At 73.4% G+C, this 26,973-nt stretch carries 25 protein-coding genes; 7 read left to right on the top strand and 18 right to left on the bottom strand.

Annotation, left to right across the window (positions count from 1 at the left end; genetic code table 11):
* Positions 1 to 18: 18 nt before the first annotated feature.
* Together R6Y94_RS35170 and R6Y94_RS35165 are read right to left on the bottom strand one after the other, a co-directional pair.
* Entirely contained in the window at positions 19 to 945 is a 927-nt protein-coding gene (locus R6Y94_RS35170) for a WXG100 family type VII secretion target (protein ID WP_318400751.1), read from the bottom strand.
* Positions 946 to 1,005: 60 nt separating this feature from the next.
* A complete protein-coding gene (locus tag R6Y94_RS35165) occupies positions 1,006 to 1,323 on the bottom strand; it encodes a hypothetical protein (RefSeq protein WP_318400750.1) in 318 nt (105 codons plus the stop codon).
* A gap of 305 nt (positions 1,324 to 1,628) precedes the next feature.
* On the opposite strand from R6Y94_RS35165, the gene R6Y94_RS35160 reads away from it, so the two are divergent.
* Both R6Y94_RS35160 and R6Y94_RS35155 read left to right on the top strand, forming a co-directional pair.
* Complete coding sequence (locus tag R6Y94_RS35160) at positions 1,629 to 2,861, top strand: CehA/McbA family metallohydrolase (RefSeq protein WP_318400749.1); 1,233 nt, start codon at positions 1,629 to 1,631, stop codon at positions 2,859 to 2,861.
* Between the two features lie 163 nt (positions 2,862 to 3,024).
* Complete coding sequence (locus tag R6Y94_RS35155; RefSeq protein WP_318400748.1) at positions 3,025 to 3,912, top strand: alpha/beta fold hydrolase; 888 nt, start codon at positions 3,025 to 3,027, stop codon at positions 3,910 to 3,912.
* A gap of 75 nt (positions 3,913 to 3,987) precedes the next feature.
* Here R6Y94_RS35155 and R6Y94_RS35150 read toward each other — a convergent pair whose 3' ends face one another.
* Together R6Y94_RS35150 and R6Y94_RS45440 are read right to left on the bottom strand one after the other, a co-directional pair.
* On the bottom strand, positions 3,988 to 5,070 hold the full coding sequence (locus R6Y94_RS35150; protein ID WP_318400747.1) for a hypothetical protein: 1,083 nt from the start codon (positions 5,068 to 5,070) through the stop codon (positions 3,988 to 3,990).
* Between the two features lie 148 nt (positions 5,071 to 5,218).
* The gene (locus R6Y94_RS45440; protein ID WP_412102953.1) at positions 5,219 to 5,989 is read right to left on the bottom strand and encodes a hypothetical protein; all 771 of its coding nucleotides are present in this window, start codon (positions 5,987 to 5,989) and stop codon (positions 5,219 to 5,221) included.
* Between the two features lie 105 nt (positions 5,990 to 6,094).
* Between R6Y94_RS45440 and R6Y94_RS35140 the strand changes: the two genes are divergently transcribed.
* Complete coding sequence (locus R6Y94_RS35140) at positions 6,095 to 6,367, top strand: NADPH-dependent FMN reductase (protein ID WP_318400746.1); 273 nt, start codon at positions 6,095 to 6,097, stop codon at positions 6,365 to 6,367.
* On the opposite strand, the gene R6Y94_RS35135 is transcribed toward R6Y94_RS35140, so the two are convergent.
* The 14 genes from R6Y94_RS35135 to R6Y94_RS35070 all read right to left on the bottom strand — a co-directional run bounded on the left by R6Y94_RS35135 (position 6,355) and on the right by R6Y94_RS35070 (position 22,288).
* Positions 6,355 to 7,044 carry a GNAT family N-acetyltransferase gene (locus R6Y94_RS35135; RefSeq protein WP_318400745.1) on the bottom strand — a complete coding sequence of 230 codons (690 nt, stop codon included), beginning with the start codon at positions 7,042 to 7,044 and terminating at the stop codon, positions 6,355 to 6,357. The genes R6Y94_RS35140 and R6Y94_RS35135 overlap by 13 nt on opposite strands.
* A 45-nt stretch (positions 7,045 to 7,089) precedes the next feature.
* Positions 7,090 to 8,565 (bottom strand): Asp-tRNA(Asn)/Glu-tRNA(Gln) amidotransferase subunit GatA, encoded by a 1,476-nt coding sequence (gene gatA, locus R6Y94_RS35130; protein WP_318400743.1) that lies wholly within the window; start codon positions 8,563 to 8,565, stop codon positions 7,090 to 7,092.
* Between the two features lie 5 nt (positions 8,566 to 8,570).
* Positions 8,571 to 8,912 (bottom strand): Asp-tRNA(Asn)/Glu-tRNA(Gln) amidotransferase subunit GatC, encoded by a 342-nt coding sequence (gene gatC / locus R6Y94_RS35125; RefSeq protein ID WP_203865007.1) that lies wholly within the window; start codon positions 8,910 to 8,912, stop codon positions 8,571 to 8,573.
* 141 nt (positions 8,913 to 9,053) lie between these two features.
* Positions 9,054 to 11,456, bottom strand: coding sequence for a putative bifunctional diguanylate cyclase/phosphodiesterase (locus tag R6Y94_RS35120; protein ID WP_318400741.1), 2,403 nt, complete (start codon positions 11,454 to 11,456; stop codon positions 9,054 to 9,056).
* A gap of 178 nt (positions 11,457 to 11,634) precedes the next feature.
* Positions 11,635 to 13,767, bottom strand: a complete 2,133-nt coding sequence (ligA, locus tag R6Y94_RS35115; protein WP_318400738.1) for an NAD-dependent DNA ligase LigA — start codon at positions 13,765 to 13,767, stop codon at positions 11,635 to 11,637.
* A gap of 67 nt (positions 13,768 to 13,834) precedes the next feature.
* Positions 13,835 to 14,866, bottom strand: a complete 1,032-nt coding sequence (locus tag R6Y94_RS35110) for an ADP-ribosylglycohydrolase family protein (RefSeq protein WP_318400737.1) — start codon at positions 14,864 to 14,866, stop codon at positions 13,835 to 13,837.
* A 58-nt stretch (positions 14,867 to 14,924) separates the two neighbouring features.
* On the bottom strand, positions 14,925 to 15,299 hold the full coding sequence (locus R6Y94_RS35105) for a VOC family protein (protein WP_318400735.1): 375 nt from the start codon (positions 15,297 to 15,299) through the stop codon (positions 14,925 to 14,927).
* Between the two features lie 34 nt (positions 15,300 to 15,333).
* Positions 15,334 to 16,281: a methionine synthase gene (locus R6Y94_RS35100; protein ID WP_318400829.1), complete on the bottom strand. Its 948-nt coding sequence runs from the start codon at positions 16,279 to 16,281 to the stop codon at positions 15,334 to 15,336.
* A 195-nt stretch (positions 16,282 to 16,476) separates the two neighbouring features.
* A complete protein-coding gene (gene mnmA / locus R6Y94_RS35095) occupies positions 16,477 to 17,556 on the bottom strand; it encodes a tRNA 2-thiouridine(34) synthase MnmA (protein WP_318400733.1) in 1,080 nt (359 codons plus the stop codon).
* 121 nt (positions 17,557 to 17,677) lie between these two features.
* Positions 17,678 to 18,856: a cysteine desulfurase family protein gene (locus tag R6Y94_RS35090; protein WP_318400731.1), complete on the bottom strand. Its 1,179-nt coding sequence runs from the start codon at positions 18,854 to 18,856 to the stop codon at positions 17,678 to 17,680.
* Between the two features lie 198 nt (positions 18,857 to 19,054).
* Complete coding sequence (locus R6Y94_RS35085; protein WP_318400730.1) at positions 19,055 to 20,014, bottom strand: electron transfer flavoprotein subunit alpha/FixB family protein; 960 nt, start codon at positions 20,012 to 20,014, stop codon at positions 19,055 to 19,057.
* A 28-nt stretch (positions 20,015 to 20,042) separates the two neighbouring features.
* Positions 20,043 to 20,822, bottom strand: coding sequence for an electron transfer flavoprotein subunit beta/FixA family protein (locus R6Y94_RS35080; RefSeq protein WP_318400728.1), 780 nt, complete (start codon positions 20,820 to 20,822; stop codon positions 20,043 to 20,045).
* A 240-nt stretch (positions 20,823 to 21,062) separates the two neighbouring features.
* Positions 21,063 to 21,470, bottom strand: a complete 408-nt coding sequence (locus R6Y94_RS35075) for a hypothetical protein (protein ID WP_318400726.1) — start codon at positions 21,468 to 21,470, stop codon at positions 21,063 to 21,065.
* Positions 21,467 to 22,288, bottom strand: a complete 822-nt coding sequence (locus tag R6Y94_RS35070; RefSeq protein ID WP_318400725.1) for a GNAT family N-acetyltransferase — start codon at positions 22,286 to 22,288, stop codon at positions 21,467 to 21,469. The genes R6Y94_RS35075 and R6Y94_RS35070 overlap by 4 nt, the downstream gene beginning before the upstream one ends.
* 42 nt (positions 22,289 to 22,330) lie before the next feature.
* On the opposite strand from R6Y94_RS35070, the gene R6Y94_RS35065 reads away from it, so the two are divergent.
* From R6Y94_RS35065 to R6Y94_RS35050, 4 genes are all read left to right on the top strand, one after another.
* Positions 22,331 to 22,723: a YidH family protein gene (locus R6Y94_RS35065; protein WP_318400723.1), complete on the top strand. Its 393-nt coding sequence runs from the start codon at positions 22,331 to 22,333 to the stop codon at positions 22,721 to 22,723.
* Entirely contained in the window at positions 22,720 to 23,046 is a 327-nt protein-coding gene (locus R6Y94_RS35060) for a DUF202 domain-containing protein (RefSeq protein ID WP_318400721.1), read from the top strand. Before R6Y94_RS35065 ends, R6Y94_RS35060 begins: the two co-directional genes overlap by 4 nt.
* Before the next feature lie 27 nt (positions 23,047 to 23,073).
* Positions 23,074 to 23,484 (top strand): PLD nuclease N-terminal domain-containing protein, encoded by a 411-nt coding sequence (locus R6Y94_RS35055; RefSeq protein ID WP_318400719.1) that lies wholly within the window; start codon positions 23,074 to 23,076, stop codon positions 23,482 to 23,484.
* An 89-nt stretch (positions 23,485 to 23,573) separates the two neighbouring features.
* Positions 23,574 to 26,831, top strand: coding sequence for an AfsR/SARP family transcriptional regulator (locus tag R6Y94_RS35050; protein WP_318400718.1), 3,258 nt, complete (start codon positions 23,574 to 23,576; stop codon positions 26,829 to 26,831).
* The last annotated feature ends 142 nt before the right edge of the window (positions 26,832 to 26,973 follow it).

Raw genomic sequence — 26,973 nt, 5'->3', positions numbered from 1 at the left:
CGTCCGCCGGGCGGCCGGTCAGCCCACCGAGTCGATCAGATCCTGCGCGCTCTTGGTGTACGGGCCGATGTCCGCCCGGTAGGTGCCGTCGGTCGCGTAGCTGCGGTCCTTCGTCCCGTCCGAGATGTCGTGCATGCCGACGGCGGTGTCCAGCACCGCACCGCCCTTCCCGCTCAGGTTGACCGGCGAGATCTGGTTGAAGACGAACCGGGGCACGCCGACCTTGAGACTGTGCTCCGCCAGGATCGCCCGCCCCTGCGCGGTACGGCCCTGTTGCCGCCACACGGCGTATTCCTTCTTCAGCTTGCGCAGTTCCATCACCCGCCGGCGGTAGCGGGTGAGCAGTGCCTTGACGTCGTCCAGCTTGCGGGCCAGCTTCACCAGCACCCGGACCAGCTTGCTGACGATCCGGGCACCCCGGCCCAGTGTCAGCGCCAGCCGGGCCAGCCAGCGTACGACGAAGGCGGCGATCGACGCGCCGAAGCTGAAGAACGCCGCGGCGGCGGCGATGATCGCCTCGATCAGGAAGGCGGTCAGGAACTCGAAGATCAGCTCGCAGAGCAGGTTGAACGCGTCGACGGCCGCGTTCGCCGCCTCGATCAGGACCTCCTTGGCCGCGTTCAGTCCCTCGGCGAGTTGCCGGATGGTCTCCTCGACGTTGGCCAGCCCGGTCTGGAACGCCTCCTGGGCGCTGCCGCCCCAGGCCGGCGGCTGGAGCTGGGCCCGGTCGGTCTGCTGTTGGGCCGCGATGCCCAGCACGTCGTTCGACGCGGCGAGGCAGCGTTCCGCACCCCGCATCAGGTCGTCAGGATCGCCGCCCACCTGTTCGAGGAGTTGCTCGAATGGCGACAGCACGGTCCGGCTGAAACCCTGGAGCGGCTCCGGTACGGAGCCGACGAACTGCTCGAAATAGGTTTTGCTGCGTTCGAGCGCGACGGTCGACACTGCGCCCCCCTTCGTGGTCTTCGGTGCGCCGCGCGGCCGTGGCGGCGCGGCCGTGCCCGGTCAGGCGCCGAACCGTGCCTGCGCGGCGGCGTCGCTGTTCAGGTACGAGTCCCGCTCGGCGGTGACCGCGTCGGCGATCACCTCCATCACCTCGACCCCGTCCGCCAGGGCCTGGAGGCACTCGTCCAGGCAGGACTCGTACTGGTCGTAGAGGGTGAACGAGGCGGGCATGATGCCGAAGGAGGAGCGCCCGACGGCGCCCTCCCGGAGCCGGCCACGGACCTCGTCGAAGTCGTCCGCCCGGCCGTAGCTGGTCTTGGAGAAGGTCTCCAGTGCTGTCGGGTCTACCGTGAACCCGTCACCTGAACCACCAGTCATGACAAGGCACCCTAATAGATCACTTCGGTGCCATTGGTCCGCCTGCGGCTGATCAGGGGCAATAATTCGGGCGACTTCCGGCCCACCGGCACCTGCCGGCGCCGGCCTGACACCGGGCGTGGTCGGAGCCGCCCGGGCCGGCCCCGGCGACCGGCTCCGCACCGCCGGGAACCCCCGGGGGCCGGTGACCGTCACCTCCGCGGTTCCACGTCACCTACTCGGGTCCACTGAGCGATCGACAGACTTAACCGTCCGGCCAACTGCGGCTACCGTCGCGTTGCCGGCCACGGTATGCACTGTCCCGCATGACTCACACCCATGCGGAGACCGGACACACCCCGACCGGTACCAGCCGGCGTACGCTGATCGCGGCCGCCGGCGGGCTGCTGACCCTCGCCGCCGCTCCTGGCACCGCACACGCCGCCACCACCTCCCGGGCGGCTGGGCCGAACCGGGCGGCGGGCACCGGCGCCTCGCGGGCCTCCCTGATCACCCAGGGCACCACGCTGGTCCACGCCGACCTGCACAACCACACCCTAATGTCCGACGGCGACGGTGACCCGGCGCTGGCCTTCGCCTCGATGCGCGAGGCCGGCCTGGACGTCGCCGCGCTCACCGACCACAGCACGCTCTTCTCCATCGAGGGGCTGTCCCGGTCGGAGTGGGACCGCACGGGTCAACTGGCCGACGCCGCCGACGACCCCGGCCAGTACACCGCGATCCGGGGCTTCGAGTGGTCGCATCCGCTGCTCGGGCACGTCAACGTCTGGTTCACCGGCAACTACACCGACCTGCTCCAGTCGTCGAGCATGAGCCGGCTCTACGACTGGATCGGCAGTTCCGGCGGGGTGGCCGGATTCAACCATCCCGGGCGCGAGGTGGGCCGGTTCGACAACTTCCGGTACGTCGCCGGGGTCCGCGAGCCGATGATCGGGCTGGAGATGTTCAACCGGGGCGACGACTACCTCTTCGACGGCTGGGGCAGCGGCCAGACCTCTCCGCTGGTCGCCTGCCTGAACGCCGGCTGGCGGCCCGGCCTCACCGGTGTCTCCGACGAGCACGGCACCAACTGGGGCTTCCCGGAGGGCAAGGGCCGGACCGGGCTCTGGGTCACCCAGAACACCCGGCAGGAGGTGCTGGCCGCGATGCGGGCCCGCCGGTTCTTCGCCACCCGGGTCTCCGGGCTGCGGCTCGACGCGACCGCGAACGGGGTCCGGATGGGCGGCGTCCTGCCGGTCGGCCGGGCCGACGTGACCTTCTCGGTCGACCTCGACCGGGGACCCGACTGGGTGGGCAGGCCGCTGCGGATCCAGGTACTCCGGCCGGGCAGCGACGCGCCGGTGGTGCCCGAGGTGGTCGACATCGAGGCCGGTCGGGGAGTCGTCCAGTTCACCGTGCCGCTCGACATCGCCGACGGGCACTGGGTGGTGCTGCGGATCTCCGACCCGACCCAGCCGAACGCCAGCCCCGGGCCGGCGAACCACCCGTGCAACGACTGGGGTGTCGCGTACACCAGTCCGTGGTTCCTCCAGCCCTGACCCGCCAGCTCCGTCGGGGTCGGCCGCCGTCGGCGCGCCGGCCCCGCCGTTCCCGGACCGGATCGGGTACGTCCGCCAGCGTCGATACCCGCCCGGAGGAGGCAGGGCCGCGGGCAATATGGGGAGAAAGGTGCAGATCGGACGGGGCGATCCAGGAGGAACGATGATCGGCGGAGTACACCACCGGACCGCGACGGTCGACGGCTTGGACGTCTTCTACCGCGAGGCCGGCCCGCCGGACGCCCCTCCACTGGTCCTGCTGCACGGCTTCCCGACCAGTTCCCACATGTTCCGGCACCTGATCCCGGCGCTGGCCGACGACTACCACCTGGTGGCGCCGGACCACATCGGGTTCGGCTACTCCTCCGTCCCGCCGCTGGGCGACTTCCCGTACACCTTCGACGCGCTCACCGACGTGACCATGGGGCTGCTGGACCAGCTCGACATCCGCCGGTACGCCGTCTACATGCAGGACTACGGTGCGCCGATAGCGCTGCGGCTGCTGCTGCGCCGGCCGGAGAGCATATCGGCGATCATCAGCCAGAGCGGGAACGCGTACCAGGAGGGGTTCGTCGAGAAGTTCTGGAAGCCGCTCTTCGCGTACGCACAGGATCCCGGACCGGAGAACGAGGCCGCCGCCCGGCGGGCCTTCACCGAGCCGGAGGTCCGGGCGCAGTACGAGACCGGGGTGCCGGACGTCAGCCTGGCCAGCCCGGACGCCTGGCACCACGCGATGGAGGTGCTCGGCCGGCCCGGCAACCACGACAACCAACTCCAGCTCTTCCGGGACTACCAGACGAACATCGACCTCTATCCACGGGCCCAGGAGTGCTTCCGGCAGACCCGGGTGCCGCTGCTCGCGGTCTGGGGCGCCAACGACCCGATCTTCGGCCCGGACGGTGCCCGCGCCTTCCAGCGGGACCTGCCGGACGCCGAGATCCACCTGCTCGACACCGGCCACTTCGCGTTGGAGACCCACGTCGACGAGATCGTCGGACACATCCGCGAGTTCCTCGGCCGGAACCAGCGGCAGCCGGTGATGGCCCGATAACACGGCACTGCCCGGGGCGGCCGGTCCACCGGCCCACCCCGGACAGCGTCGGTCAGACAGCGACCGCCCGGACGATCAGAGGTTCCTGGTCTGGTTGTAGAGGTTCAGCGCGGTGTTGTCGAAGAACGGCGAGATCATGATCGTCGGGTTGACGATCCGGTCGATCCGGCTGTTGACGCCGTACAGGAAGCCGAAGTTGCCGTCCCAGTTGAGCAGCCAGCCGCCGCCGCTGGAGCCCCGGGTCATGTCGCAGGGGATCCGGATCGTCTGGGTGGCGCCGGCGGACTCCGGCTGCGAGGTGCCGGAGCAGCGCATCAGGTTGCCGCCGTCGAAGGGCGCCTCCTGCGGGTAGCCGAAGGCGTTGATCGGGACGTTCAGGCCCCGGTTCACGTCTAGGCCCTGGCCGCCGAGCCGGGCGACGATGTGCTGGCCGTTGAGCGTGTTCATGACCGCCACCGCCATGTCCTCGTTGAAGTTCGAGCTGGCGGTCCAGCCCGGCGCCGGGAACAGCCGGGACGCGGTCCAGGTGCCGAACGGCCGGGGGTTGGCGAGGTCGTCGTCGAACGCGGGCACGAAGGCCCAGTTGGTGGCCGGCGCGCCACCCGGGCCGCCGGGGTGGGTACAGTGCCCGGCGGTCCAGACGGTGTCCTGACCCTCGGAGTTGACCACCGTGCCGGAGCAGACGAAGTTGCCGGTGGCCAGGGTGAAGAAGACCTTGCCACTGGTGCGCGCGGTCGGGTGGTTGGAGGCGAAGTTCGGGTTCAACGCCGCCGGCACCGGACCGGCGTTCGGGGTACCCAGTTCACCGGCGGTCGGCGGGACCGTCAGCCGGGCACCCCGGTCGACCGCCTGGCCGGCGGCCTGTCCACTGTCGACGTACCGCTTGACCGCCTGTTGGTAGGCGGGTGACTCCTCGACCGGCCGCGCCGCCCGCATCCGCTCCGGCGTCCAGTACGCCACGATCGCCTGGTGCTCGGTGACGCCCGGCCCGTACGCGGCCCGACCGGCCACCCACGCCTCCGCGGTCGCGCCCGGGTCCAGACCCGGTGCGGGTGCGGCGCTCGCCGACTGGCTCAGTACCAGCGCGGGTACCGCTGCCGTCACCAGCGCGATCGCCACCGTTGTTGCCCAGGTGGCCCGCTCCGCTAAAACTCTCATGGCCTGGCTCCTCCTCGGTAGACACCTGCGCCGGCCCCGCCGGCGCGGCTACTGAGGAAGAGGGTCACCGATGTCCAGCGGTGTCGCCGGGCATCCTGGACCTGGTTGGACACGACTGGACGCCGGGCCGGCCCGCCAGCTCGCGCCCTCAGGCTTCGTCCCAGGTGATGTCGAACTGACCTGACTCGACCCGCTCGACGAAGGAACCGACGTCGTCGGCCTGGGGGATCGCCTCCGCCCAGCCCGCACTGCTGATGTCGACCAACAGCACCGGTACCGGATCCTGCCGAAGATCCAGCACAAGATGCTCCCGTGAGCCGTCGCCACCGATGATCGCGACACCGGGATGGTTGGCGGCGGCCTCCTCGCCCCAGGCGTCGAGAAGTTCGACCGACTCGTGCGGTGGGTAGAGCCAGAGGTAGCACCCGCTGGGCAGCCAGCCACGGTGGAACCACGACTCGCTCCGCAGGTAGTCGCGCCAGGCGGCGGGGAGCACGGCCCCGAGCGACTCCGCCACGCCGAACTCCTCGGCCGGCACCGGCCCCCGGTAGTCCGCCTGCTCGACGATCGCACCCACGATGTTCGCGTTGAACTCGGCCAGTTCCTCGGCCGGGATCCAGTACTCGCGAATGTCGTCGCCGCCCACCTGCCGTACCGGATAGCGGTCGAGGAACTGCCGGCGTACCTGGAACGAGGTGACGTACCCGACGCCGCCGGCAGGGACGTTCCACTCCCGGGTGATCCTGGTGGCGTAGCCGCGGCTGAGAACCGGGTAGAAGATCGGTTGCTCGGGCAGCCGCGCCGGCCAGGCCCGCCAACCCGAGGCTGCCACCAGGTCCAGTTCGGCCTGTCCGGTCGGCCGCCACAGCGTCACGGTGTCCTGCGCCGGCCCCTCCGGCGGCGGTCCTCGGTCCGGCATGCGTTCGATTATGGCCAGCCCGACCGACATCTCCGGCTGCACGTCCGCAACGGCGGCGACACTCGCGACGCCTGCGATACCCGGAAGGCTTGACCTCAACATTCGTTGCGTTTCAAGCCCGTCGCCTTCGTCTGCTACGGCGCCGGATCTGGTGGCATCCGGGCCGCCGAACAGTTGCGCCCGGTCTTCGCCGAGCTGTACGCCGCCACCACCCGCAACTGCGCCGCGCCGACCGCACCCTGGAGTCTCGTCGGCCGCGACGGTGTGCTCACCGTGGACGCAGCCACCCGGCAGGCCGCCGAGACGATTCTCGACGAGCTGACCTGGTGGGCGAGCGCCCTGCGCAGCGGGCGCCTCGACAGCCCCTATCCGGGGTGAACCTCCGGGCGGTACGCCGCGGGCACGTCGGAGCGGACGACCCAGCCGAGGATCCGGTAGAGGGCCCGTCCGTCGTCGGTGGCAACCAGGATTCCGGTACGCAGCCCGCCCGCCGCCGCCCGCGCCGCGAGGGTACGCATCAGCACAGCGCCCAGGCCGCGTCGCCGGTGTGCCGCCTCGGTCTCGACCTTGTCGACGATGCCGAACTCCCCGGCCGGCGCCAGCCGCCCCCACGCGGCCCTGCCGCCTGCACCGTCCCGCACCGTCGCGACGACCACCTCGCCGCCGGGCTCGGTATCGACCTGGACCGTGTACGGCGCCGGCGGCCGGACCGGCTCCGCGCGGAACCGCACGCTCATCAGGTATCCGGCCGGGCCCATCGTCCACCCCTCGGGCAGGGCGGCCCAGAACTCGGCCGGATCCCCACTCACCTTGATCCAGGTGCCCGGAGCGGTCAGTTCCCGACCGAGCCGGCCGAGCGCGTCGGCGTCGTAGGTGTGCAGGACGTGGCGTACCCGATGGCCCGGCAGGCCGACGTCGACCCGGAAGCCGCCGGGCACCTCGACCGGCGCGGACGTCCCCCGGGAGACCGCCCAGCCGCGCCCCCAGGCCATCATCAGCGCCGGGACCGGGTAGGTCTCGGCGGTCCGGGCCGGGCCGGTGGAGCCGAGTGCCATCGATCTCCCTCCCTCGCCAATGGCCGGTCTCGTTGCGTCCCTGTGTCAGAGCTCCGGCGGGGTGAGGGTGCCGATCACCGACTCCAGCGCGGCGCCGACCCGGTACATCCGGTCGTCCGCCATCGTCGGCGCCATGATCTGCAGGCCCACCGGCAGCCCCTCGGAGAGCCCGCACGGCACCGAGATGCCCGGGCCGCCGTAGAGGTTGGTCGGGATGGTGAAGAGGTCGGCCAGGTACATCTGGTAGGGGTCCGAGGTGCGCGAGCCGAACGGGAACGCCACGAACGGCGTCGTCGGGGAGATCAGCACGTCGGCCTGCTCGAACGCGGCGGTGAAGTCGCGGGTGATCAGGGTACGCACCTTCTGCGCCTGCCCGTAGTAGGCGTCGTAGTAGCCGGACGAGAGCGCGTACGTGCCGAGCATGATCCGCCGCTTGACCTCGGGGCCGAAGCCGGCGTCCCGGGTCAGCGACATGACCTCCTCCAGCGAGTGCACGCCGTCGTCACCGACCCGCAGCCCGAACCGCACCCCGTCGAAGCGGGCCAGGTTCGACGAGCACTCGCTCGGCGCGATCAGGTAGTAGGCCGGCAGCGCGTACTGGAAGTGCGGGCAGGAGACCTCGACGACCTCGGCACCGAGCTTGGTCAGCGCGTCGACGGCGTCCCGGAACGCGGCCATCACCCCCGGCTCAGCGCCCTCGCCGGAGAACTCGGTGACCAGCCCCAGCCTGACTCCGGTCAGGTCGCCGCCGGCGCCGGCCCTGGCGGCGGCGACCACGTCCGGCACCGGCGCCGGGATCGAGGTGGAGTCGCGCGGGTCGTGCCCGCCGATCACCTCGTGCAGCAGCGCCGCGTCCAGCACGGTACGCGCGCACGGGCCCGGGGTGTCCAGCGACGACGAGAAGGCGACGAGCCCGTATCGCGACGTGCCGCCGTAGGTCGGCTTCGCCCCGACGGTGCCGGTCACCGCCCCCGGCTGCCGGATCGAGCCACCGGTGTCCGAGCCGATCGCCAGCGGCGCCTCGTACGCGGCCAACGCGGCCGAGCTGCCCCCGCCGGAGCCGCCCGGAATCCGGCTCAGGTCCCACGGGTTGCCCGTCGGCCCGTACGCCGAGTATTCCGTCGACGAGCCCATCGCGAACTCGTCCATGTTGGTCTTGCCCAGCATCACCGTGCCGGCGGCGCGCAGCCGGCGCACGATCGTCGAGTCGTACGGCGGGCGCCACCCCTGGAGGATCTTCGACCCGACCGTGGTCGGTACGCCCTTGGCGGTGAGCACGTCCTTGACCGCCACCGGCACCCCGGCCAGCGGGCCCAGCTCCTCCCCGGCGGCTCGCTTCGCGTCGACCGCGCGGGCCGCCTCCAGCGCACCGTCGCTGTCGACGTGCAGGAAGGCGTGCACCCGGTCGTCGACCGCGGCGATCCGGTCCAGGTGCGCCTGGGTCACCTCGACCGCGGACGCCTCGCCGCCGGCGATGAGGGCCGCGATCTCGGTCGCGGTCATCCTGGTCACGTCAGCCATGGTGGTCACGCTTTCCCTTCCGCCGGGCCCTCACCGCGCGGGCTGGGCGGCTCGTCCTCGTCCAGGATGCGCGGCACCCGGAACCGGTCCTCCTCGCTGTCCGGTGCCCCGGAGAGCGCCTCCGCCCGGGTCAGCCCGGGCACCACCACGTCGTCGCGGAGCACGTTGGTCAGCGGCACCGAGTGCGAGGTGGGCGGGATGTCGGCGGCGGCCACCTCGCCGACCCGCGCGACGGCCTGGAGGATCACGTCGAGCTGGCCGGCGAAGGTGTCCAGCTCCTCCTCGGTGACGGCGAGCCGCGACAGTCGCGCCAGGTGCGCGACCTCCTCGCGGGAGATGGCGGACATCGGTGCCCCCTTCATGCCTTGACGTCTATGCGGCTTCCGCCGTCGACTTTCCCGGCGCAGCGTGGCACGCGCGCCGTGACCTGAGCGAGTCTATTTGTCACCCCGAGCGCCGCCGCCCCCGACTCCCCTGCGGGAGCCGGTTCACTCCACGCTCGGGTGCAGCCGGGCCGCCGCCTCGGCCTTCGCCGGACCACCGGGCCTCGTCACCGGCGCGGCCGGATCGACCGGCGCGGCCAGCACGTCCAGCTCGGTCGTCGGAGCGTCCACCCCGGCGGGCCGGTCCGGCTGCCCGGGTCGCTCGCCGTGCTGCACTGCACCGTTGCCGTTCCGCGTTGCCGTCGGGTCGGCGTTCCGCGTCCCGGCCGGGTCGGCGTTCCGCACCGCCCGGTCGCCGTCCTGTTCACCCGGGCCGCCGTTCCGCTCGGTCCGGGCACCGGAGCCGGGCCGCTCCGCGCCGGCCGGGCCGGACCCGCCGGTGCCGAGCCGGGCGGCGGGGCTGACCGGCCGGTACCGGGCGAGCCAGGTGACCAGGTCCTCGGCCGGCATCGGCCGGGCGAAGAACCAGCCCTGCGCGGCCTCGCAGCCGGCCTCGTGCAACAGCCGCCAGGTGCGCTCGTCCTCCACCCCCTCGGCGACGACCCGCAGCCCCAGGGCACCGGCCAGCTCGATCACCGACCGGACGATCGCGGCATCGTCGGCGTCGGCCACCATTCCGAGTACGAAGGACCGGTCGACCTTCACCTCGGCCAGCGGCAGCCGCCGCAGGTGCTGCATAGACGAGTAACCGGTGCCGAAGTCATCGAGGGAGATCGCCACCCCGATCCGGTCCAGCCGGGAGATGGTGGCCAGCACCCGGCGCGGGTCGGCCATCAACGCGCCCTCGGTCATCTCCAACTGGATCCGGGACGGCGGTACGGCGTACTGGGCGAGCCGCTCCGCGATCTGGTCGGCGATCTCCCCGGTGTGCAGGTCGCGGACGCTGACGTTGACCGCCGCCCGCAGCTCCAGCCCGGCGGCGGACCACTTCGCGAGCTGCTCCACCACGTCGTCGACGACCCGGCGGGTCAGCAGCCGCATCACGGCGCTCTGCTCGGCGACCCGGATCAGCTCCTCCGGGTCGACCATGCCGCGCCGGGGGTGCCGCCAGCGCAGCAGCGCCTCCACCCCGACCACCTCGCCGGTGGCGATCGCGATCTGCGGCTGGTAGTAGAGGGTGATCTCACCGGCGTCGTCGGCCCCGGTCTCGAGTACCCGGCGCAAATCGGCCAGCAGACTCAGCCGCTCGGCCGAGTTGTGGTCGGACTCGGCGGCGTAGACCGCCACCGGGTCGCCCCGGTGCTTGGCGTCGTACATCGCCACGTCGGCGTGCCGCATCAGGGTGGCGAAGTCCGCGCCGTGCTCGGGATAGAGCGCGATCCCGATCGAGCCCCCGACGTCCAGCGGCAGCCCGTCCAGCGGCACCGGGTCGACCAGTTCCCCGACGACCCGGTCGGCGACCCGCCGGGCGTCCGCCACCCCGTCGAGCCGGGTGGCCAGAATCGCGAACTCGTCCCCGCCGAGCCGGGCGATCACGTCCGGTGGGCGTACCGCCGTGGTCAGCCGGGCGGCGACCTCGACCAGCAGCCGGTCCCCCACGGCGTGCCCGAGGGCGTCGTTGACGTGCTTGAACCGGTCGAGGTCGAGCAGGAGCAGCGCCAACTGCCCCCCGGGCGCCTGCTTGCCGGCCAGCTCGGCGTGCACCGCCACCTGCTCGGTCACCTCGGCGAGCAACGCCTCGCGGTTGGCCAACCCGGTCAGCGGGTCCTGCCGGGCGAGCTGTTCCCGCTCGGCGGAGAGCCGGGCCATCCGGGAGACCGCGTAGAGCGGCAGCACCATCATCGGTACCAGCGCCGGGCTGGTCCGGGCGGCGGCGACCAGCACCGGGGCGAGCAGCAGCAGCGACCCGGTGGCGAGCAGCTCGAAGCCGAGCCCCTGCCGGATCCGGGTCCACCACCGACCGCCGAAGCGCAGCCGGACGGCGCTGGCCACCAGGCCGTGGTTGACGGTCAGCCAGGCGCCCGCCGCGCCGATCGCGACCAGCACGTCGAGCGGCCGGAGCCGGCCGGTCGATCCGAACCCGTCGCCGGGCACGAGCCGGACGACCGCGTCGGCGGCGGCGAGCGCGCAGGCGTACTGGGCGATGTTGAAGATCGTGCGCCACGGCGCGTACCGCATCCGCCAGCCGGAGACCAGCACGGCGGCGGCCTGCACCGCGATGGCCGGCCCCGGCCCCCACTCCAGGGCGATGGCGAAGGTGAAGCAGATCGACGGGAAGACGGACATGCTGCGCCGTTCGGCGTGCGGGCTGAACGGGCGGGCGTCGAAGGTGACCGCGAGGGCCGCCATCAGCCAGAACGCCAGCGGCAGCCGGGACAGCTCGCCGGGCAGGGCGAGCAGCGACACGGCGGAGACCCCGACGGCTAGGCCGACGACAGCCCAGACGAAGCCGAAGAACGGCGCCGTCCGATCTGGAGGGACGGAGTTCCGCAGCACGGCGGCCTCCATGTGACCTCCCGAGCCTCTCGGTCTGGGCGCGGCGGCTGCCGCGCGGCGTGCCCCCCATGAAACGCCCTGACCCGGGCCGCGTGGGGGGCGACCGACGCGAATCGGGCCTAGTCGTGACTAACTTGAAATACGGCGCATCTTGCCCACATGATTTCGTTACGCAGAGCTGACTGACCCATCACTGATCGTCACTGATTACGAGCCTACCCGCCGCCTCCGGACCCTCCGAGAGCAGCGCCGCGAAGCCGGCCTCGTCGAGCATAGGCACCTTCAGCGCGGCCGCCTTCTCCGCCTTGGAGCCCGGGTTGTCGCCGACCACCACGAAGTCGGTCCTCTTCGAGACGGACCCGCTGACCTTGCCGCCCCGGATCCGCACCTCCTCGGCCGCCCGGTCCCGGGTGTACCCCGACAGCGTCCCGGTCACCACCATGGTCAGCCCCTCCAGCGGGCGCGGACCCTGCTCGACCCGCTCCTCGGCCATCCGTACGCCCGCCTCGGCCCACTTGCGCAGCACCTCGCGGTGCCAGTCCACGTCGAACCACTCCCGCAGGCTGACCGCGATAGTCGGCCCGACACCGTCCACCGCCGACAGTTCCGCCTCGCCGGCCGCCTCGATCGCGGCGACCGAGCCGAACTCCCGGGCCAGCGCCTCGGCCGCGGTCGGGCCGACGTGCCGGATCGAGAGCGCCACCAGTACCCGGGCCAGCGGCCGGTCCTTCGCGGCGGCGAGACTCTCCAGCAGCTTCTGCGCGTTCCGGCCCAGCGTGCCGTCCTTCTTGACGAAGAACGGCACCTGGGCCAGCCGCTCCTCGTCCAGACCGAAGAGGTCGCCCTCGTCGGTGATCACCCCCGCGTCGAGCAGCGCGCCGACCGCCTTGAAGCCGAGTACCTCGATGTCCAGTGCCTCCCGGCCGGCCAGATAGAAGATCCGCTCGCGGAGCTGGGCGGGGCAGGTCCGGGTGTTCGGGCAGCGGATGTCGACGTCACCGGTCCGGGACGGCGCCAGCACGGTGCCGCAGGCCGGGCAGCGGGTGGGCATCTCGAACCGGCGGGCGTCCGGCGGGCGCAGCTCCACGATCGGCCCGAGCACCTCCGGGATCACGTCACCGGCCTTACGGATCACCACCGTGTCGCCGATCAGCACGCCCTTGCGCTCCACCTCGTGCGCGTTGTGCAGGGTCGCCCGAGCCACCGTCGAGCCGGCCACCTTCACCGGCTTCAGCTCGGCGAACGGGGTCACCCGGCCGGTCCGGCCAACGTTGACCTCGATGTCGAGCAGTTCGGTGGTGACCTCCTCCGGCGGGTACTTGAAGGCGATCGCCCAGCGGGGCGCCCGGCTGGTCGAGCCGAGCCGGCCCTGGATGGCGACCGGGTCGACCTTGACCACCACCCCGTCGATCTCGTGCTCGACGTCGTGCCGGTGCTGGGCGTAGTACTCGATGTAGTCCTGGATGCCGGCCAGGTCCGGCACCACCCGCCAGCGGTCGCTCGTCGGCAGCCCCCAGCCGCGCAGCGCCGCGTACGCCTCGGACTGGGCCACCGGCGCGAACCCCTGCCGCGCCCCCAGCCCGTGTACGACCAGCCGCAGCGGCCGGCTCGCCGTGATCCGGGGATCCTTCTGGCGAAGGCTGCCCGCCGCCGCGTTGCGTGGGTTGGCGAACGGCGGCTTCCCCTGCTCGACCAGCCCCGCGTTCAGATCGGCGAAGGCGGCCACCGGGAAGTAGATCTCGCCCCGCACCTCCAGCAGCTCGGGCACCGGATCGGTGCCGTCGGTGAGCCGCTCCGGCACCTCCCGCAGAGTGCGTACGTTGACGGTGACGTCCTCGCCGATCCGGGTGTCGCCCCGGGTGGCGGCCCGGACCAGCCGGCCCCGCTCGTAGGTGAGGTTGATGGCCAGCCCGTCGACCTTCAGCTCGCAGAGGTAGTCCACCGGGCCGCCGGCGTCCCGCTCGATCCGCTCCACCCAACCCGTCAACTGTTCCTGGGTGAAGGCGTTGTCCAGCGACATCATCCGCTCGATGTGCGGCACCGGGGTGAAGAGCGTCGAGAAGGTGCCGCCGACCCGCTGGGTCGGCGACTCCGGGGTACGCAGTGCCGGATAGCGCTCCTCCAGCGCCTCCAGCTCGCGCAGCAGCGTGTCGAACTCGGCGTCCGAGACGATCGGCGCGTCGAGCACGTAGTACCGGTACTGGTGGTCGGTGATCTCGGTGCTCAGCTCGGCGTGCCGGTCCCGCGCCCCGGCGGTCGGCTCCGCCCCGGCCGCCGCCTCCTGTTCGGGCCCGACCTGCTGCGGGATCGCTTCCTCGGACACCTCGACCTCCTCGTACCTCCCCGCAAACGTAACCGCCGGGCCCGACACGCACAGCGAGGTGGGCGGCTCAGTCCCAGGTGGCGCCGAGGGTGCTGAGCTGGTCGGCGTACTCGATCCGGTCGGGCCAGTCGGCGGGCCAGCCCGCCATCCCGTACGCCGCACCGACGAACGCGCCGGCCAGGCAGGCGATGGAGTCCGAGTCGCCGGAGGTGGTGGCGGCCCGGGCCAGCGCCGACACCGGGTCGTCGGCGTGCCGGATCGCACAGAGCAGGGCGGTGGCCAGCGCCTCCTCGGCGATCCAGCCCGCACCGGTGGCCGCGCACGGATCGGTGCCGTCGTCGGGCCCGGCCAACGCCGCGTCGAGTGCGTCGAGCACGCCGAGGCACTCGTCCCAGCCCCGGGCGATGAAGGTGACCGGGTCGTCGACGGCGGGCCGCTGCCACAGGTCGCCGAGCCAGTCCGCCCGGTAGACGGTGCGCTGTCGTACGGCCCGCTCCCGCAGCAGGCCGGGCAGCTCGGTCAGCGCGGCGCCGTCCCGCAGCACCCGGACCGCGTACGCGGTCAGCTCGCTCGCCGCGAGCCCGGTCGGGTGCCCGTGGGTCAGTCCGGCCTGCAACTGGGCGACTCCGGCGAGAGTCTCCAGGTCGTAGTCGGGGACCAGGCCGACCGGGGTGACCCGCATATTGGCGCCGCAGCCCTTCGAGTCGGCGATGGTCGCGGCCTGCCAGCGCACCTCCTCGGCCAACCCGCCGCAGGCGCGCAGGCAGGTCATCCCGGGGGCGCGATTGTTCTCCGGACTCTGCGCCCAGGCCACGAAGCGCTGCCGGAGCAGCGGCTCCAGCACCTCGGGGGTGACCGCCGGGCCGGCGTCGTGCAGGGCCCAGCCGACCGCCAGCCCCATCTGGGTGTCGTCAGTGACCCGGGCCGGCTGCCCGACCAGGTCGCGGGGGCCGCTCGGGCCGTACCGCCGCTGGATCTCGGCGACCGGCAGGAACTCGGTCGGCGCACCGAGCGCGTCACCGTAGGCCAGCCCGAACAGCGAACCGGAGGCGCGGGCGACGGTCGGCGAGGCGGTCGGGGCGGCAACCGGATCATGCATGGCGGCCATCTTCCCCGAGTACTTCCGGCGCCGCCACCCGCTCGGCCGGTCGGGCGGGTCAGTCGTCCCAGCAGAGACAGAACGGGTGCCCGGCGGGATCGGCGTAGACCCGCCAGCCCTGGCCGGAACCGGGCAGCCGGGTGGCGCCCAGCGTCAGCACCTTCGCCTCGGCCGCGTCGACGTCCTCGACGGTGACGTCCAGGTGGAACTGCTGCGGACGGTGCGGGTCGGGCCAGCGCGGCTCACGCAGGTTGACCGCCCGCTGGAAGGCGAGCCGGGGGTGCTCGCCGGGCCCGCCGCCGAGCACGACCCAGCCGTCCTCGTCGTCGGCGTGGCGGTCGTCAACAGGCAGCCCGAGCAGCTCGGAGTAGAAGCCGGCCAGGGCGCGGGGATCAGGGCAGTCGATGACGACGGAACGCAGGTGACCGATCATTCCCCCATCCTGCCCATGGAATGTGACAGGAAACCTACTCCTCGGCGAGTCGGCGGCCGGCGTCCCGGCAGGCGGTGAGGACGGTTCGGGCGTACTCGTCGGTGGCGCCGGCCAGCCCGCAGGCGGGGGTCACCACCACCTGCTCGGCGAGCCGGGCGCGGGGGAAGCCGAGCCGGTCCCAGAGTTGGCGTACCCGATCGGCGACCTGGGCCGACGACGGCCCGCGCCCGCCCGGCGGCGGCAGCGCCGGTGCCGCCCCGGCGAAGAGGCCGAGCCCGGCGTCGATCGCCTCGCCGACCGGGTCGAGCCGGTCCACCAGGGCCAGGTCGAGGGCGACCGCGGCCGCGCCGGCGGACCGGACCAGCTCCAGCGGTACGTCCCGGGCACAGCAGTGCAGCACCACCGGCGCGTCGACCGCCGACACCACGGTGCGGAGCAGGCCGGCCGCCGTCCCCGACTCGACCGGCCGGTACGCCCCCAGCCCGCTCTCGGTCGGAATCCGCCCGGCCAGTACGGCGGGCAGCGCCGGCTCGTCCAGTTGCAGCAGCACCGTGGCCCGGGGCAGCCGGCGGCGGACCTGCGCCACGTGCCCGCGCAGCCCGTCGGCGAGCGACTCGGTCAGTTCCCGGACCGCGCCCGGATCGCGGAGCATCCAGCCGCCGACCGGCAGCTCGACGTTGGCGGCCAGGGTGAGCGGCCCGGCCGCCTGAACCTTGAAGGTGCCGGTGAACTCGCCGGCCTGCTCGGTCATCTGGTCCAGGTCACGTTCCAGCAGGTCGAGCGCCTGCCGCAGGTCCCGCCCCGGCCGGCCGGCGATCCGCCACCGGGCGGCGTACAGCTCGACCGGCAAATCCACCAGCAGTGCGGCGCTCCGGCCCACCAGGTCGGCGCCGGGTCCCCGGGCGGGCAGCTCGGGCAGGTGCGGCACGGGCAGCTCGCCGAGGACGATCCGCTGCGCCTCGGCGATGTCGGTGTCGGGCATCGACCCGATGCCGGAGGCCGCCCCGGCCGGCCACGGCCAGGCCGGCCCGGTCGCCGTCGTCGATTCCGCGAGTTGGTCGGGCACCTGCTGTTGATCGGTCACGTCGGCAGGTTATCCCGGCACCGGCGGTCCGTCCGGCGCCTCCCCGTCCGGCCGCCTCCTCCCGGGGTACGCCGGAGACGGGTCGGACCGGGCTCAGGCGGCGGCGCTGATGGTGGCGGAGCCGAGGACGACATCGCCGCCCGGATCGGGCCGGTACGCCACGATCGCCTGCCCGGCCGCCACCCCCCGGACCGGCTCGCGCAGCTCGGCGCGGAGCCCCGCCCCGTCGAGCCGGACGGCCGCCGGCACCACCTGGCCGTGCGCCCGCAACTGCACCTCGCAGTCGAGCACGCCCTCCGGTGGAGGCGCTCCGGTCCAGACCGGACGCTCGCCGGCCACCGTGGAAACCTCCAGCGCCTCGGCCGGGCCCACCGTCACCGTGTTGGTCTTCGGGGTGATCGAGAGCACGTACCGGGGCTTCCCGTCCGGGGCCGGCACACCGAGCGACAGCCCCTTGCGCTGCCCCACCGTGTAGGCGTAGGCGCCGCTGTGCGCACCGACCACCGCGCCGGTGCGAGCGTCGACGATCTCACCGGGTGCCTCACCCAGCCGTTCGGCGAGGAAGCCCCGGGTGTCGCCGTCGGCGATGAAGCAGATGTCGTGCGAGTCGGGCTTGTCGGCGACCGCCAGGCCACGGCGGGCCGCTTCGGCGCGTACCTGCGCCTTGGTCGAGTCGCCGAGCGGGAAGATCGACCGGTCGAGCTGCTCCCGGGTCAGCACCGCCAGCACGTACGACTGGTCCTTGGCCAGGTCGACGCTGCGCCGCAGCAGCCCGTCCGGGCCGAGCCGGGCGTGGTGGCCGGTGACCACCGCGTCGAAGCCGAGCGCCACCGCCCGGTCCAGTACGGCGGCGAACTTGATCTTCTCGTTGCACCGCAGGCAGGGGTTCGGGGTACGCCCCGCCGCGTACTCGGCGACGAAGGTCTCCACCACGTCCTCGTGGAACCGGTCGGCCAGGTCCCACACGTAGAACGGGATGCCGAGCACGTCCGCCGCCCGTCGGGCGTCCCGGGAGTCCTCCAGCGTGCAGCAGCCCCGGGCACCGGTCCGGTACGTCTGCGGATTGCGCGCCAGCGCCAGGTGTACGCCGGTGACGTCGTGACCGGCCTCCACCGCCCTCGCGGCGGCGACCGCCGAGTCGACCCCGCCGGACATCGCTGCCAGTACCCTCACCGGTCCATCCCCTCCACCCGACGAGCGTAGCCGGCCCGGCCGGCGGACCGTCCTGGCCACCGGACCGGCGGACCGTCCTGGCCACCGGACCGGCCGTCGCCCGGCTCACCGGCCCGGCCGATCAGCTCCGGGCGGCTTTGACGGCCCCGGCCCGGCGGGCCCGGTCGACCACCCCGGGCAGCGCGGCGACCAACGCGTCCACGTCCTCGACGGTCGAGGTGTGCCCGAGCGAGAACCGCAGCGACGACCGGGCCCGGTCGTCGTCGGCACCCATCGCCAGCAACACGTGCGAGGGCTGGGCCACCCCGGCCGAGCAGGCCGACCCGGTCGAGCAGGCGATCCCCTGCGCGTCGAGGAGCATCAACAGGGCGTCCCCCTCGCAGCCGGGGAAGGAGAAGTGCGCGTTGCCGGGCAGCCGGTCGACCGGATCGCCGTTGTAGAGCGCCTCCGGCACCGCCTGCCGGACCCGGGCCACCAGGTCGTCGCGGAGCGCGGCGACCCGGGCCGCGTAGTCCTGCTGGGCCTTGACCGCGACCTCGACCGCGACGGCGAAGGCGACGATCCCGGCGGCGTCCAGGGTGCCGGACCGGACGTCCCGCTCCTGCCCGCCGCCGTGCAGCACCGGTGTGCAGCCGACGTCCCGGCCGAGCAGCAGCGCGCCCACCCCGACCGGCCCGCCGAGCTTGTGCCCGGTGACGGTCAGCGCGGCCACCCCGCTGGCGGCGAAGTCGACCGGTACCTGGCCGACCGCCTGCACCGCGTCGGTGTGGAACGGGATGCCGTACGCGGCGGTCACCTCGGCGAGCGCGGCGATCGGCTGTACGGTGCCCACCTCGTTGTTCGCCCACATCGCGGTGACCAGGGCGACCTCGTCGGCGTGCGCGTCGAGTTCGGCCGCGAGCCGGTCCGGGTCGAGCCGGCCCGCCCGGTCGACCGGCAGCCAGCTCGCGGTCGCCCCGTCGCGGGCGGCCAGCCACTCGACGGAGTCCAGCACCGCGTGGTGCTCGACGGCGCTCGCCACCACCCGGGTCCGGCCGGGGGCGCCGGCCCGGCGCGCCCAGAAGATGCCCTTGACCGCGAGGTTGTCGCTCTCGGTACCGCCCCCGGTGAAGACCACCTCGGACGGCCGGGCGCCCAGGACGGCGGCGACCCGCTCGCGGGACTCCTCCACCTTGCGCCGGGCACACCGTCCGGCGGCGTGCAGTGACGACGGGTTACCGACCTCGCGAGCGGTCGCAACGTACGCCTCCAACGCCTCGTCGAGCATCGGCGTGGTGGCCGCGTGATCAAGGTAAGTCATCAGCATCCAGCCTAATGCCAGAGTCCGGGCCGCCCACTCGGCCGCCCGGCCGTGCCCCACCGGCCCGGCGCCGGCGCCCGGCGGGCCGATCAACCTCTGGCCAGCGACGGAACCCGGCCGGGTGCCCTGGGGCAGCCCGGCCGGGTATCGCAGGTCACACAGCGGCCGGCGGGCGGTCACCGCCGGACCGCTCGTCTGCTACCGCCGCTTGCGGATCTCCTCGGCGGCCTGCGGTACGACCTTGAACAGGTCCCCGACCACACCGAAGTCGGCCAGCTCGAAGATCGGCGCCTCCGCGTCCTTGTTCACCGCGACGATCGTCTTCGAGGTCTGCATGCCGGCCCGGTGCTGGATCGCGCCGGAGATGCCGAGCGCCACGTAGAGCTGCGGCGAGACGGTCTTGCCGGTCTGGCCCACCTGGAACTGGTGCGGATAGAACCCGGAGTCGACGGCCGCCCGGGACGCGCCCACCGCGCCGCCGAGCAGGTCGGCCAGCTCCTCCACCAGCTTGAAGTTGTCGGCGTTGCCCACGCCGCGCCCGCCGGAGACCACCACCGACGCCTCGGTCAGCTCCGGCCGGGTGCCCTTCTGCTCGGCCACCCGGTCGACCACCCGGGCCAGCCGGTCGGTCTCGCCGAGCACGACGTCGAGCTGCTCGACGGTGGGTGTGGCGGCGGCCGGGCTCGGGGTGACCGAGTTCGGCCGCAGGGTCACCAGCGGCAGGCCCCGGGTCACCTTCGAGGTGACGATGGTCGAGCCGGCGAAGGCGACCTGGGTGGCGGTACCGTCGGCGGCCAGTCCGACCACGTCGGTGAGTACGCCGTTGTCCAGCTTGACCGCCAGCCGGGCGGCGATCTCCTTGCCCTCCTGGCTGGAGGCGAGCAGCACGGCGGCCGGCTGTACCCGGCGGACCAGCTCGGCCAGCACCGTCGCCTTCGGCGCCACCAGGTAGCCGTCGATCTCCTCGTGCTCGGCCGCGTAGATCTTCTCCGCGCCGTACTCGCCCAGCCGGTCGCCGAGCGCGGCGGCGGCGCCGGGACCGCCGAGCACCACCGCGGCCGGCGTACCCAGCTCGCGGGCGAGGGTGAGCAGTTCGAGCGTGACCTTCTTGACGCCGAACTCGCGGGTGGCCTCGACGACGACGAGAACCTCGGTCATGACTTCTCCTCCTGATTCCCGGTCGCGCTCAGACGAACTTCTCGGTGGCGAGGAACTCGACCAGCCTCGTGCCGCCGGTGCCGTCGTCGGTGACCCGCTCGCCGCCGGCGCGCTCCGGGCGGCGGCTGTGCGCCAGCACGGTGCTGGTGGCGCCGGCAAGGCCGACCTCGTCGGCGGCGACGCCCAGGTCGGCGAGGGAGAGCGTCTGCACCGGCTTCTTCTTGGCCGCCATGATGCCCTTGAAGGAGGGGTAGCGCGGCTCGTTGATGGTGTCCCAGACCGAGACCACCGCCGGGGTCGCGGCGGCGACCACCTCGTAGCCCTCCTCGGTCTGCCGCTCCACCGTGAGGTTGCCGCCCTCCACGGTCAGCTTTCGGGCGCCGGTCAGCGCGGCGATGCCGAGCCGCTCGGCGAGCATGTGCGGCATCACCTGCACCCGGCCGTCGGTCGACTCGGCGCCGCAGAGCACCAGGTCGGCGTCGAGCTGGCCGAGGGCCGCGGCGAGCACCTTGGAGGTGGCCACGGCGCAGGACCCGTGCAGGGCGGCGTCGAGCACGTGCACGGCCTTGTCCGGGCCCATCGACAGCGCCTTGCGGATCGACTCGGCGGCCTTCTCCGGGCCCATGGTCAGCACGGTCACCTCGCCGCCGTGCGCCTCCTTGATCCGCAACGCCTCCTCGATGGCGTACTCGTCCATCTCGTTGATGACGTTGTTTGCCGACCCCCGGTCGACGGTGTTGTCGTCACTGCGCAGGTTGCGGTCCGCGCCCGAGTCGGGCACCTGCTTGACGAGTACGACGATGTTCATCGCGCTTCGACGACCCTCCTGTGAATGGCGATCCCGGCCGACCGTGGCGATCCGCCGGGGTTGCTCGGGAGCAGCCTCCCGCCTCCTTAACGATCGGTCAACCAAAGACCGACGGCTCGGCGCGCGAGAAGGTGTGGCATTACTTACGGCTAATGTTACCCGCAAGTAGCATAGCGCCGCGGGCACCCCGGAGTGACCCGGCTCACCGTCCCCACACCAGGCCCGGGGACGCCGCCCGGCTCAGCCGTCCGCGTCCAGCGCCTCCCGGACGGTGGCAATCACCGCCGCCTCGCTCGGGCTGATCCCGTCGTGCGCCCGGGCCACCTCCTCGGTGGCCCGCAACACCGCCGAGCGATAGCTGGCCACCTCGTCGGGTGCCTTCGACCGGAGAATCTCGACCGAGCGGCGCAGCGCGGGCAGCACCATCGCCGGCACCTCGGCCGGCGACCCGCCGGGCAACCGGGGCAGGGCGCCGGTGGTGAGCAGCTCCCGGACCAACCCGGTGGTGCCGGCGAAGGCGTTCGACGCGGCCAGACTCTCCTTGATCATGGAGAACGCGCCCGGTTCGGCGCTCGACACCAGGAAGACCGCGCCGAACGCGGCCCCCTTCAGGATCGCCCGCTCCTCCTCGGTCAGCGGCTGCGTCACGGCTTCGGAGTGTAGACGTACGGCGTGGTGGTGGTGACCGGGACGAAGCCGAGCCGCTGGAGAATCGGCCGACTGTCCTCCGAGGCGTCCACCTGCAACAGGCTGAAGCCCCGGGCGTCGGCCAGCCGGGCCCGATGGGCCAGCAGCGACCGGTAGATGCCCCGGCGGCGCCAGTGCGGCAGGGTCGCCCCGCCCCACAGGGTGGCGAACCGGGTGCCGGAGACGAACCGGACCCAGGCGGCGCTGACCAGCTCGTCGTCGGTCTCGGCCACCACGATGGTCAGCGGCGGCTGGTCCAGCTCGGCACCGGCGGCGAGTTCCCGCTCCAATCCGTCGGCCAGCCAGCTCCCGTCGTCGTCGCCACCCCAGACCCGCGCCTTCAGCCCGGCGATCCGGTCCAGGTCCGCGCGCTCGGTCACCTCACGCAGGCGTACCCCCGCAGGTGGCACCGGCAGCGTCGCCGCCAGCGGCGCGACCGGGCCGATCACCACCGTCTCCCGCTCCTCCGGGACGAAGCCGGCAGCCACCAACCGGTCCGGCAGGTCGGCCGGCTGGTCGTGGCCGTGCAGCTTCCACTCGACCGGCTGGCCCAGCCCGGCGAAGTGGTCCCGCTGCCGCGTGATCAGCTCGTCCAGCGCCGCCCCGGTCAGCCCACCCAGGTCGCGGTAGGTCAGGAAGCCGCCCCGGTCCAGGCCCTCGATCCGCAGCAGCGGACCGTCCCGCTCCACCGTGACACCCGGCGGCACCGGCTCCGGCGGGCGGGCCCGCAACTGGCTGTCGTAGGCCGTCCGCAGCAGGTCGGCGTCGAGGTCCGTCACCCGCCCAGGCTACGGCCGATGTCCACCCGATAATCTCCGAACGTGTACCAGGCGATCCGGCGGTGGTTCGACCCGCGCGAACTCCGGGAGGTCGGCGAGACGCCGGACTACCGCTTCTCCCTCGCCAACGAGCGCACCTTCCTCGCCTGGTTGCGTACCGGCCTGGCGCTGATCGCCGGTGGGCTCGCCGTGGCGCAGTTCCTGCCGCCGATGCCGGTCCCGTACCTGCGCGAGGCCCTCGCCGTGGCACTGCTGCTGCTCGGCGGCGCGGTGGCGGTACGGGCGGTCGACCACTGGGCGCGTACCGAGCGGGCCATCCGGCTCGGCCACGAGCTTCCCGCCTCGCGGTTTCCCGCCGTACTCGCCCTGCTGGTCGGGGTCGGTGCCGTACTGCTCGTGGTGGCGGTGCTGGTGCAGGCGGCCCGGAACCCGTGAGCCCGGAACGGGTGGGTCCGGAGCACCGGGGGCCGGGGCGGGACGTCGGGCTGGCGGCCGAGCGGACCCGGTTGGCGTGGCGGCGCACCGTGCTCGCGGTCGGTGTGGTGGCGGTGCTCACCGCCCGGCTGGCCGTGTCGAACGGGATGGTCGGGGCGCTGGTCGTCCTGGCCGGGCTGGGCTGGCTCGGCGTACTGGCGGTGACCTTCCCCCGGTCGACCGGCCGGCGTGGCCACCCCGGCCGGGGGCTACCGCTGATCGCCCTGATCACCGTCGGTTTCGCCGGACTCGGCCTGCTGCTGGTGCTGGCGTCGGTGCACTGACGGGATCGGGTACGTCATCATGGCCAGATGGTCCGCCTCTACGCGCTCCTCGCCATCGGACAGCTCATCCTGGCCGTCGTCGCTCTGATCAGCTGCCTGTCGGCCGAGGACGACGAGATCCGCGCGCTCCCCCGGTTCGCCTGGGTTCTGATCATCCTGTTCTTCCCGCTGGTCGGCTCGATCGCCTGGTTCGTCGCCGGCCGTCCGGTCGGCCCCGAACGGCCGGCTGCCGGTGGCCGTCCGGCCGGCGGCCCTGACCGCCGGCCGCCACTGGCCCCCGACGACGACCCGGAGTTCCTCCGTTCCCTGGACGAGGAGCGGTCGAAGCGCGACCGCGAACTGCTCGACAGCTGGGAGCGGGATCTCCGGCGCCGGGAGGAGGAACTGCGGCGCCGGGACAGCGAGCCGCCCCGGGAAGAGGACAAGCCGGACGTCTGACCGGCGGCCGGGTCCCGCTCGGGCGTACCCGGGCCACCGGGTCGATATCGCGGGCTTGCCCGGTGACCGTGCCAGGCACAATCGAGCCCGTGCAGATCGCCATGCTCGGGCCGCTGGAGGTCACGGCCGACACCGGGGCGCCGGTGCCGGTCAGCGGTGCACGGCTGCGCCGGTTGCTGATCCTGCTCGCGCTCGACGCCGACCGGGTCGTCGACACCGGCCGGCTGATCGACGGGCTGTGGGAGGACGAACCGCCGGCGGGTGCGGCGAACGCGTTGCAGGCGCTGGTCTCCCGGCTCCGGCGTACCGTGCCGGACGCCCCGATCGAGTCGCATCCGACCGGCTACCGGCTGGCGGTCGAACCGGCGGCGGTGGACGTACGCCGGTTCGAACGCTTGGTCGGCACCGGCCGGGCCATGCTCGGCTCGGACCCGCCCGGTGCCGCCGAGGTGCTCGCCGATGCGCTCGGCCTCTGGCGGGGCCCCGCGCTGGCCGACGTGGCGCACGCCGGGTTCGCCCGGGGACCGGCGGCCCGCCTCGACGAGCTGCGGCTGACCGCCGTCGAGGAGCGGATCGACGCCCGGCTGGCCTCCGGCGAGGCTGCCGTGCTGGTACCGGAGCTGCGTGCCCTGGCCGAGGCACACCCGCTCCGCGAGCGCTTCACCGGGCAGCTCGTCCGGGCACTGGCAGCCACCGGGCGGTCCGCCGAGGCGCTGGCCGCGTACGCCCGGCTGCGGCGCACTCTGGCCGAAACCCTCGGTACCGAGCCGGCCCCCGAACTCGCCGCGCTGCACCTCGAACTGCTCCGGGAGGCCACGCCCGTCCCGCCGGCCCCCGAAACGGGCAGCACCTCCGGCGACGCGCCGGCCGACAACCTGCCCACCCCGCTGACCAGCTTCGTCGGCCGGCAGCCGGAGATCAGCCGGGTTGCCGAGCTGCTCTCCGGATCCCGGCTGGTCACCCTCACCGGTCCGGGCGGCGCCGGCAAGACCAGACTGGCCGTCGAGGCCGCGCGTACGCTGTCCGGCCGCGCCTGTGACGCCCTGTGGCTGGTCGAACTCGCCCCGGTGACGGACGGCGCCGAGGTGCCGCAGACCATCCTCCAGGTGCTCGGGCTGCGCGAGCAGGGCCTGCTGGCCGCCCGCAACCGCGTCCCCGCCGGGGAGGCGACGGACCCGATCGACCGACTCGCCGGAGCCATCGGGTCCCGGCGGATGCTGCTGCTGCTCGACAACTGCGAACACGTCATCGAGGCCGCCGCCACCCTCGCCGACCGGTTGCTCGGCGCCTGCCCGCAACTGCGGGTCCTGGCCACCAGCCGGGAGCCGCTCGGCATCACCGGCGAGACGCTCTGTCCGGTCGACTCGCTGCCGCTGCCGCCGCCGCACGCCGATCCGGTGACGGCGATGGCGTACCCGTCGGTCCGGCTGCTCGCCGACCGGGCCGGCGCGGTACGCCCCGACTTCACCGTGAACGACGACACCGTCGCCGCGGTGGTCCGGATCTGCCGGTCGCTGGACGGCATGCCGCTCGCCATCGAGCTGGCCGCCGCCCGGCTGCGCAGCATGACCGCGGCCCAGGTCGCCGCCCGACTCGACGACCGGTTCCGGCTGCTCACCGGCGGCAGCCGCACGGCGCGGCCCCGGCACCAGACCCTGCGCGCGGTGTTCGACTGGAGCTGGGACCTGCTCGACGACGCCGAACGGGCACTCTGGCGCCGGCTGGCAGTGTTCAGCGGCGGGGCCACCCTGGACGCGATCGAGCGGATCTGCGCACTGGAGGACGGTGGACCGGAGAGCGGCGCCGGGCCGGAGGGCGTACTCGACCGGGCCGGGGTGCTCGACCGGCTCTCCGCACTCGTCGACAAGTCGCTCGTGGTGGTTACCGGCAACGGCGAGCCGCGCTACCGGATGCTGGAGACCACCCGGGAGTACGGGCTGCGCCGGCTGGCCGAGGCCGGCGAGGCGGACCGGATCCGGCGGGCGCACGCCGAGGACTTCCTCGCGGTCGCCCGGGTCGCCGACGCCGAACTTCGCCGCGCGGACCAGCTTCGCTGGCTCGGCTGGCTGACCGCCGAGCACGACAACCTGCATGCCGCGCTGCGCTGGGCGATCGGTACCGGATCCGCCGCGACGGCGGTGGGACTCGTCGCGGCCCTCGGCTGGTACTGGTGGATGCGGGGCATGCGGGTCGAGGGCGTCGAACTGGCCGTCGCGGCGATGGCCCTGCCCGGGGTCGACCGGCTGCCCCCGGCGGAGGTCGCCATCGCCGAGCTGCTGACCGGGATGAACCTGCTCGCGGCCGAGGGCGAGTTCGCCAAGGGCGGGCAGTGGCTGGCCCGGGCGGCCCGGACCGCCGAGGGGCAGCGGCCGGCCCACCCGCTGCTGCGTCTGATCAAACCGATATCGGTGATGTTCGAGTCCTATCTGACCGAGCCGGCGCTCGACGTCCTGGCCACGCGGTTCGACGACCCCGACCCGTGGGTCCGGGCGACCGCCCGGATGTCCCACGCCCACGCGGAACTCAACAGCGGCGGGTCCGGCGACGCCGCCGAGGCCAACATGGCCGCCGCGCTCGAGGGTTTCCGGTCGATCGGCGAACGGTGGGGCGCCGGGTACTCCCTCTCGGCCCTCGCCGAACTGGCCAGCCGGCGGGGTGAGCACGGCCGGGCCGCCGGGTTGCAGAGTGAGGCGATCGAACTGATCCGCCTGGTCGGCGCCGCCGAGGACCTGCCGGTGATGCAGGTCCGGCTGGCCCACGAACTGTGGCAGCTCGGCGAGCACGACCGGGCACTCGACCTCGTGATCGACGCCGACCGGCAGGCGGAGCGGATCGGCTCGGACGAGTGCCGGGCGGCGGTCGCCCACGAGTACGCCGAGATCCTGCGCGTTCGAGGCGACCTCGTCGGCGCCCGGCAGCGGCTCGACCAGGCCACCGGGCTGACCACGGATCGGCGGATGGCTCCGCAGTGGCGGGCGATGCTCGCCTCCTCGCACGGCGCGGTGACCGCCGCCCTCGGTGACCTGCCCGGCGCCCGGCAGCACCACGACCGGGCACTCGGCTTCGCGCTGGAGTTCTACGACGCCCCGGTGCTCGGCGCGGTACTGGCCGGCTTCGCCGACCTGGCGCTCCGGCTCGGCCGACCGGCCGACGCGGCCCGGCTGCTCGGGGCGGCGGCGGGTGTCCGGGGTGGACCGGACCGCTCGCTGCTGGACGGCGCCCGGATCGAGACGGCCGTCCGGGCCGCGCTCGGCGAAGTGGCCTTCGCCGAGGCGTTCGGCCGGGGCGGGCAGGCCGCCGGCTCGCCGGCCGCACTGCCCGCACTGGTCCAGGAAACCGTCGGCTGACCCGCGACTCCACGCCCCGGCACCACCTCTGCACTTCCCGGACCCACGTGTTGCCGCATCCGTGCCGTCGCACCCCACGGGTGCCGCATCTCCCGGATGCCGCACCTCCCGGGGCGCCGCACGCCCCGGGATGTCGGACCGG

The organism is Plantactinospora sp. KLBMP9567 (genome assembly GCF_033446045.1).
Taxonomy (GTDB): Bacteria; Actinomycetota; Actinomycetes; order Mycobacteriales; family Micromonosporaceae; genus Plantactinospora.
Note: the sequence above shows the minus strand (reverse complement) of the source record. Positions and strands in the feature narration are given on the sequence as shown.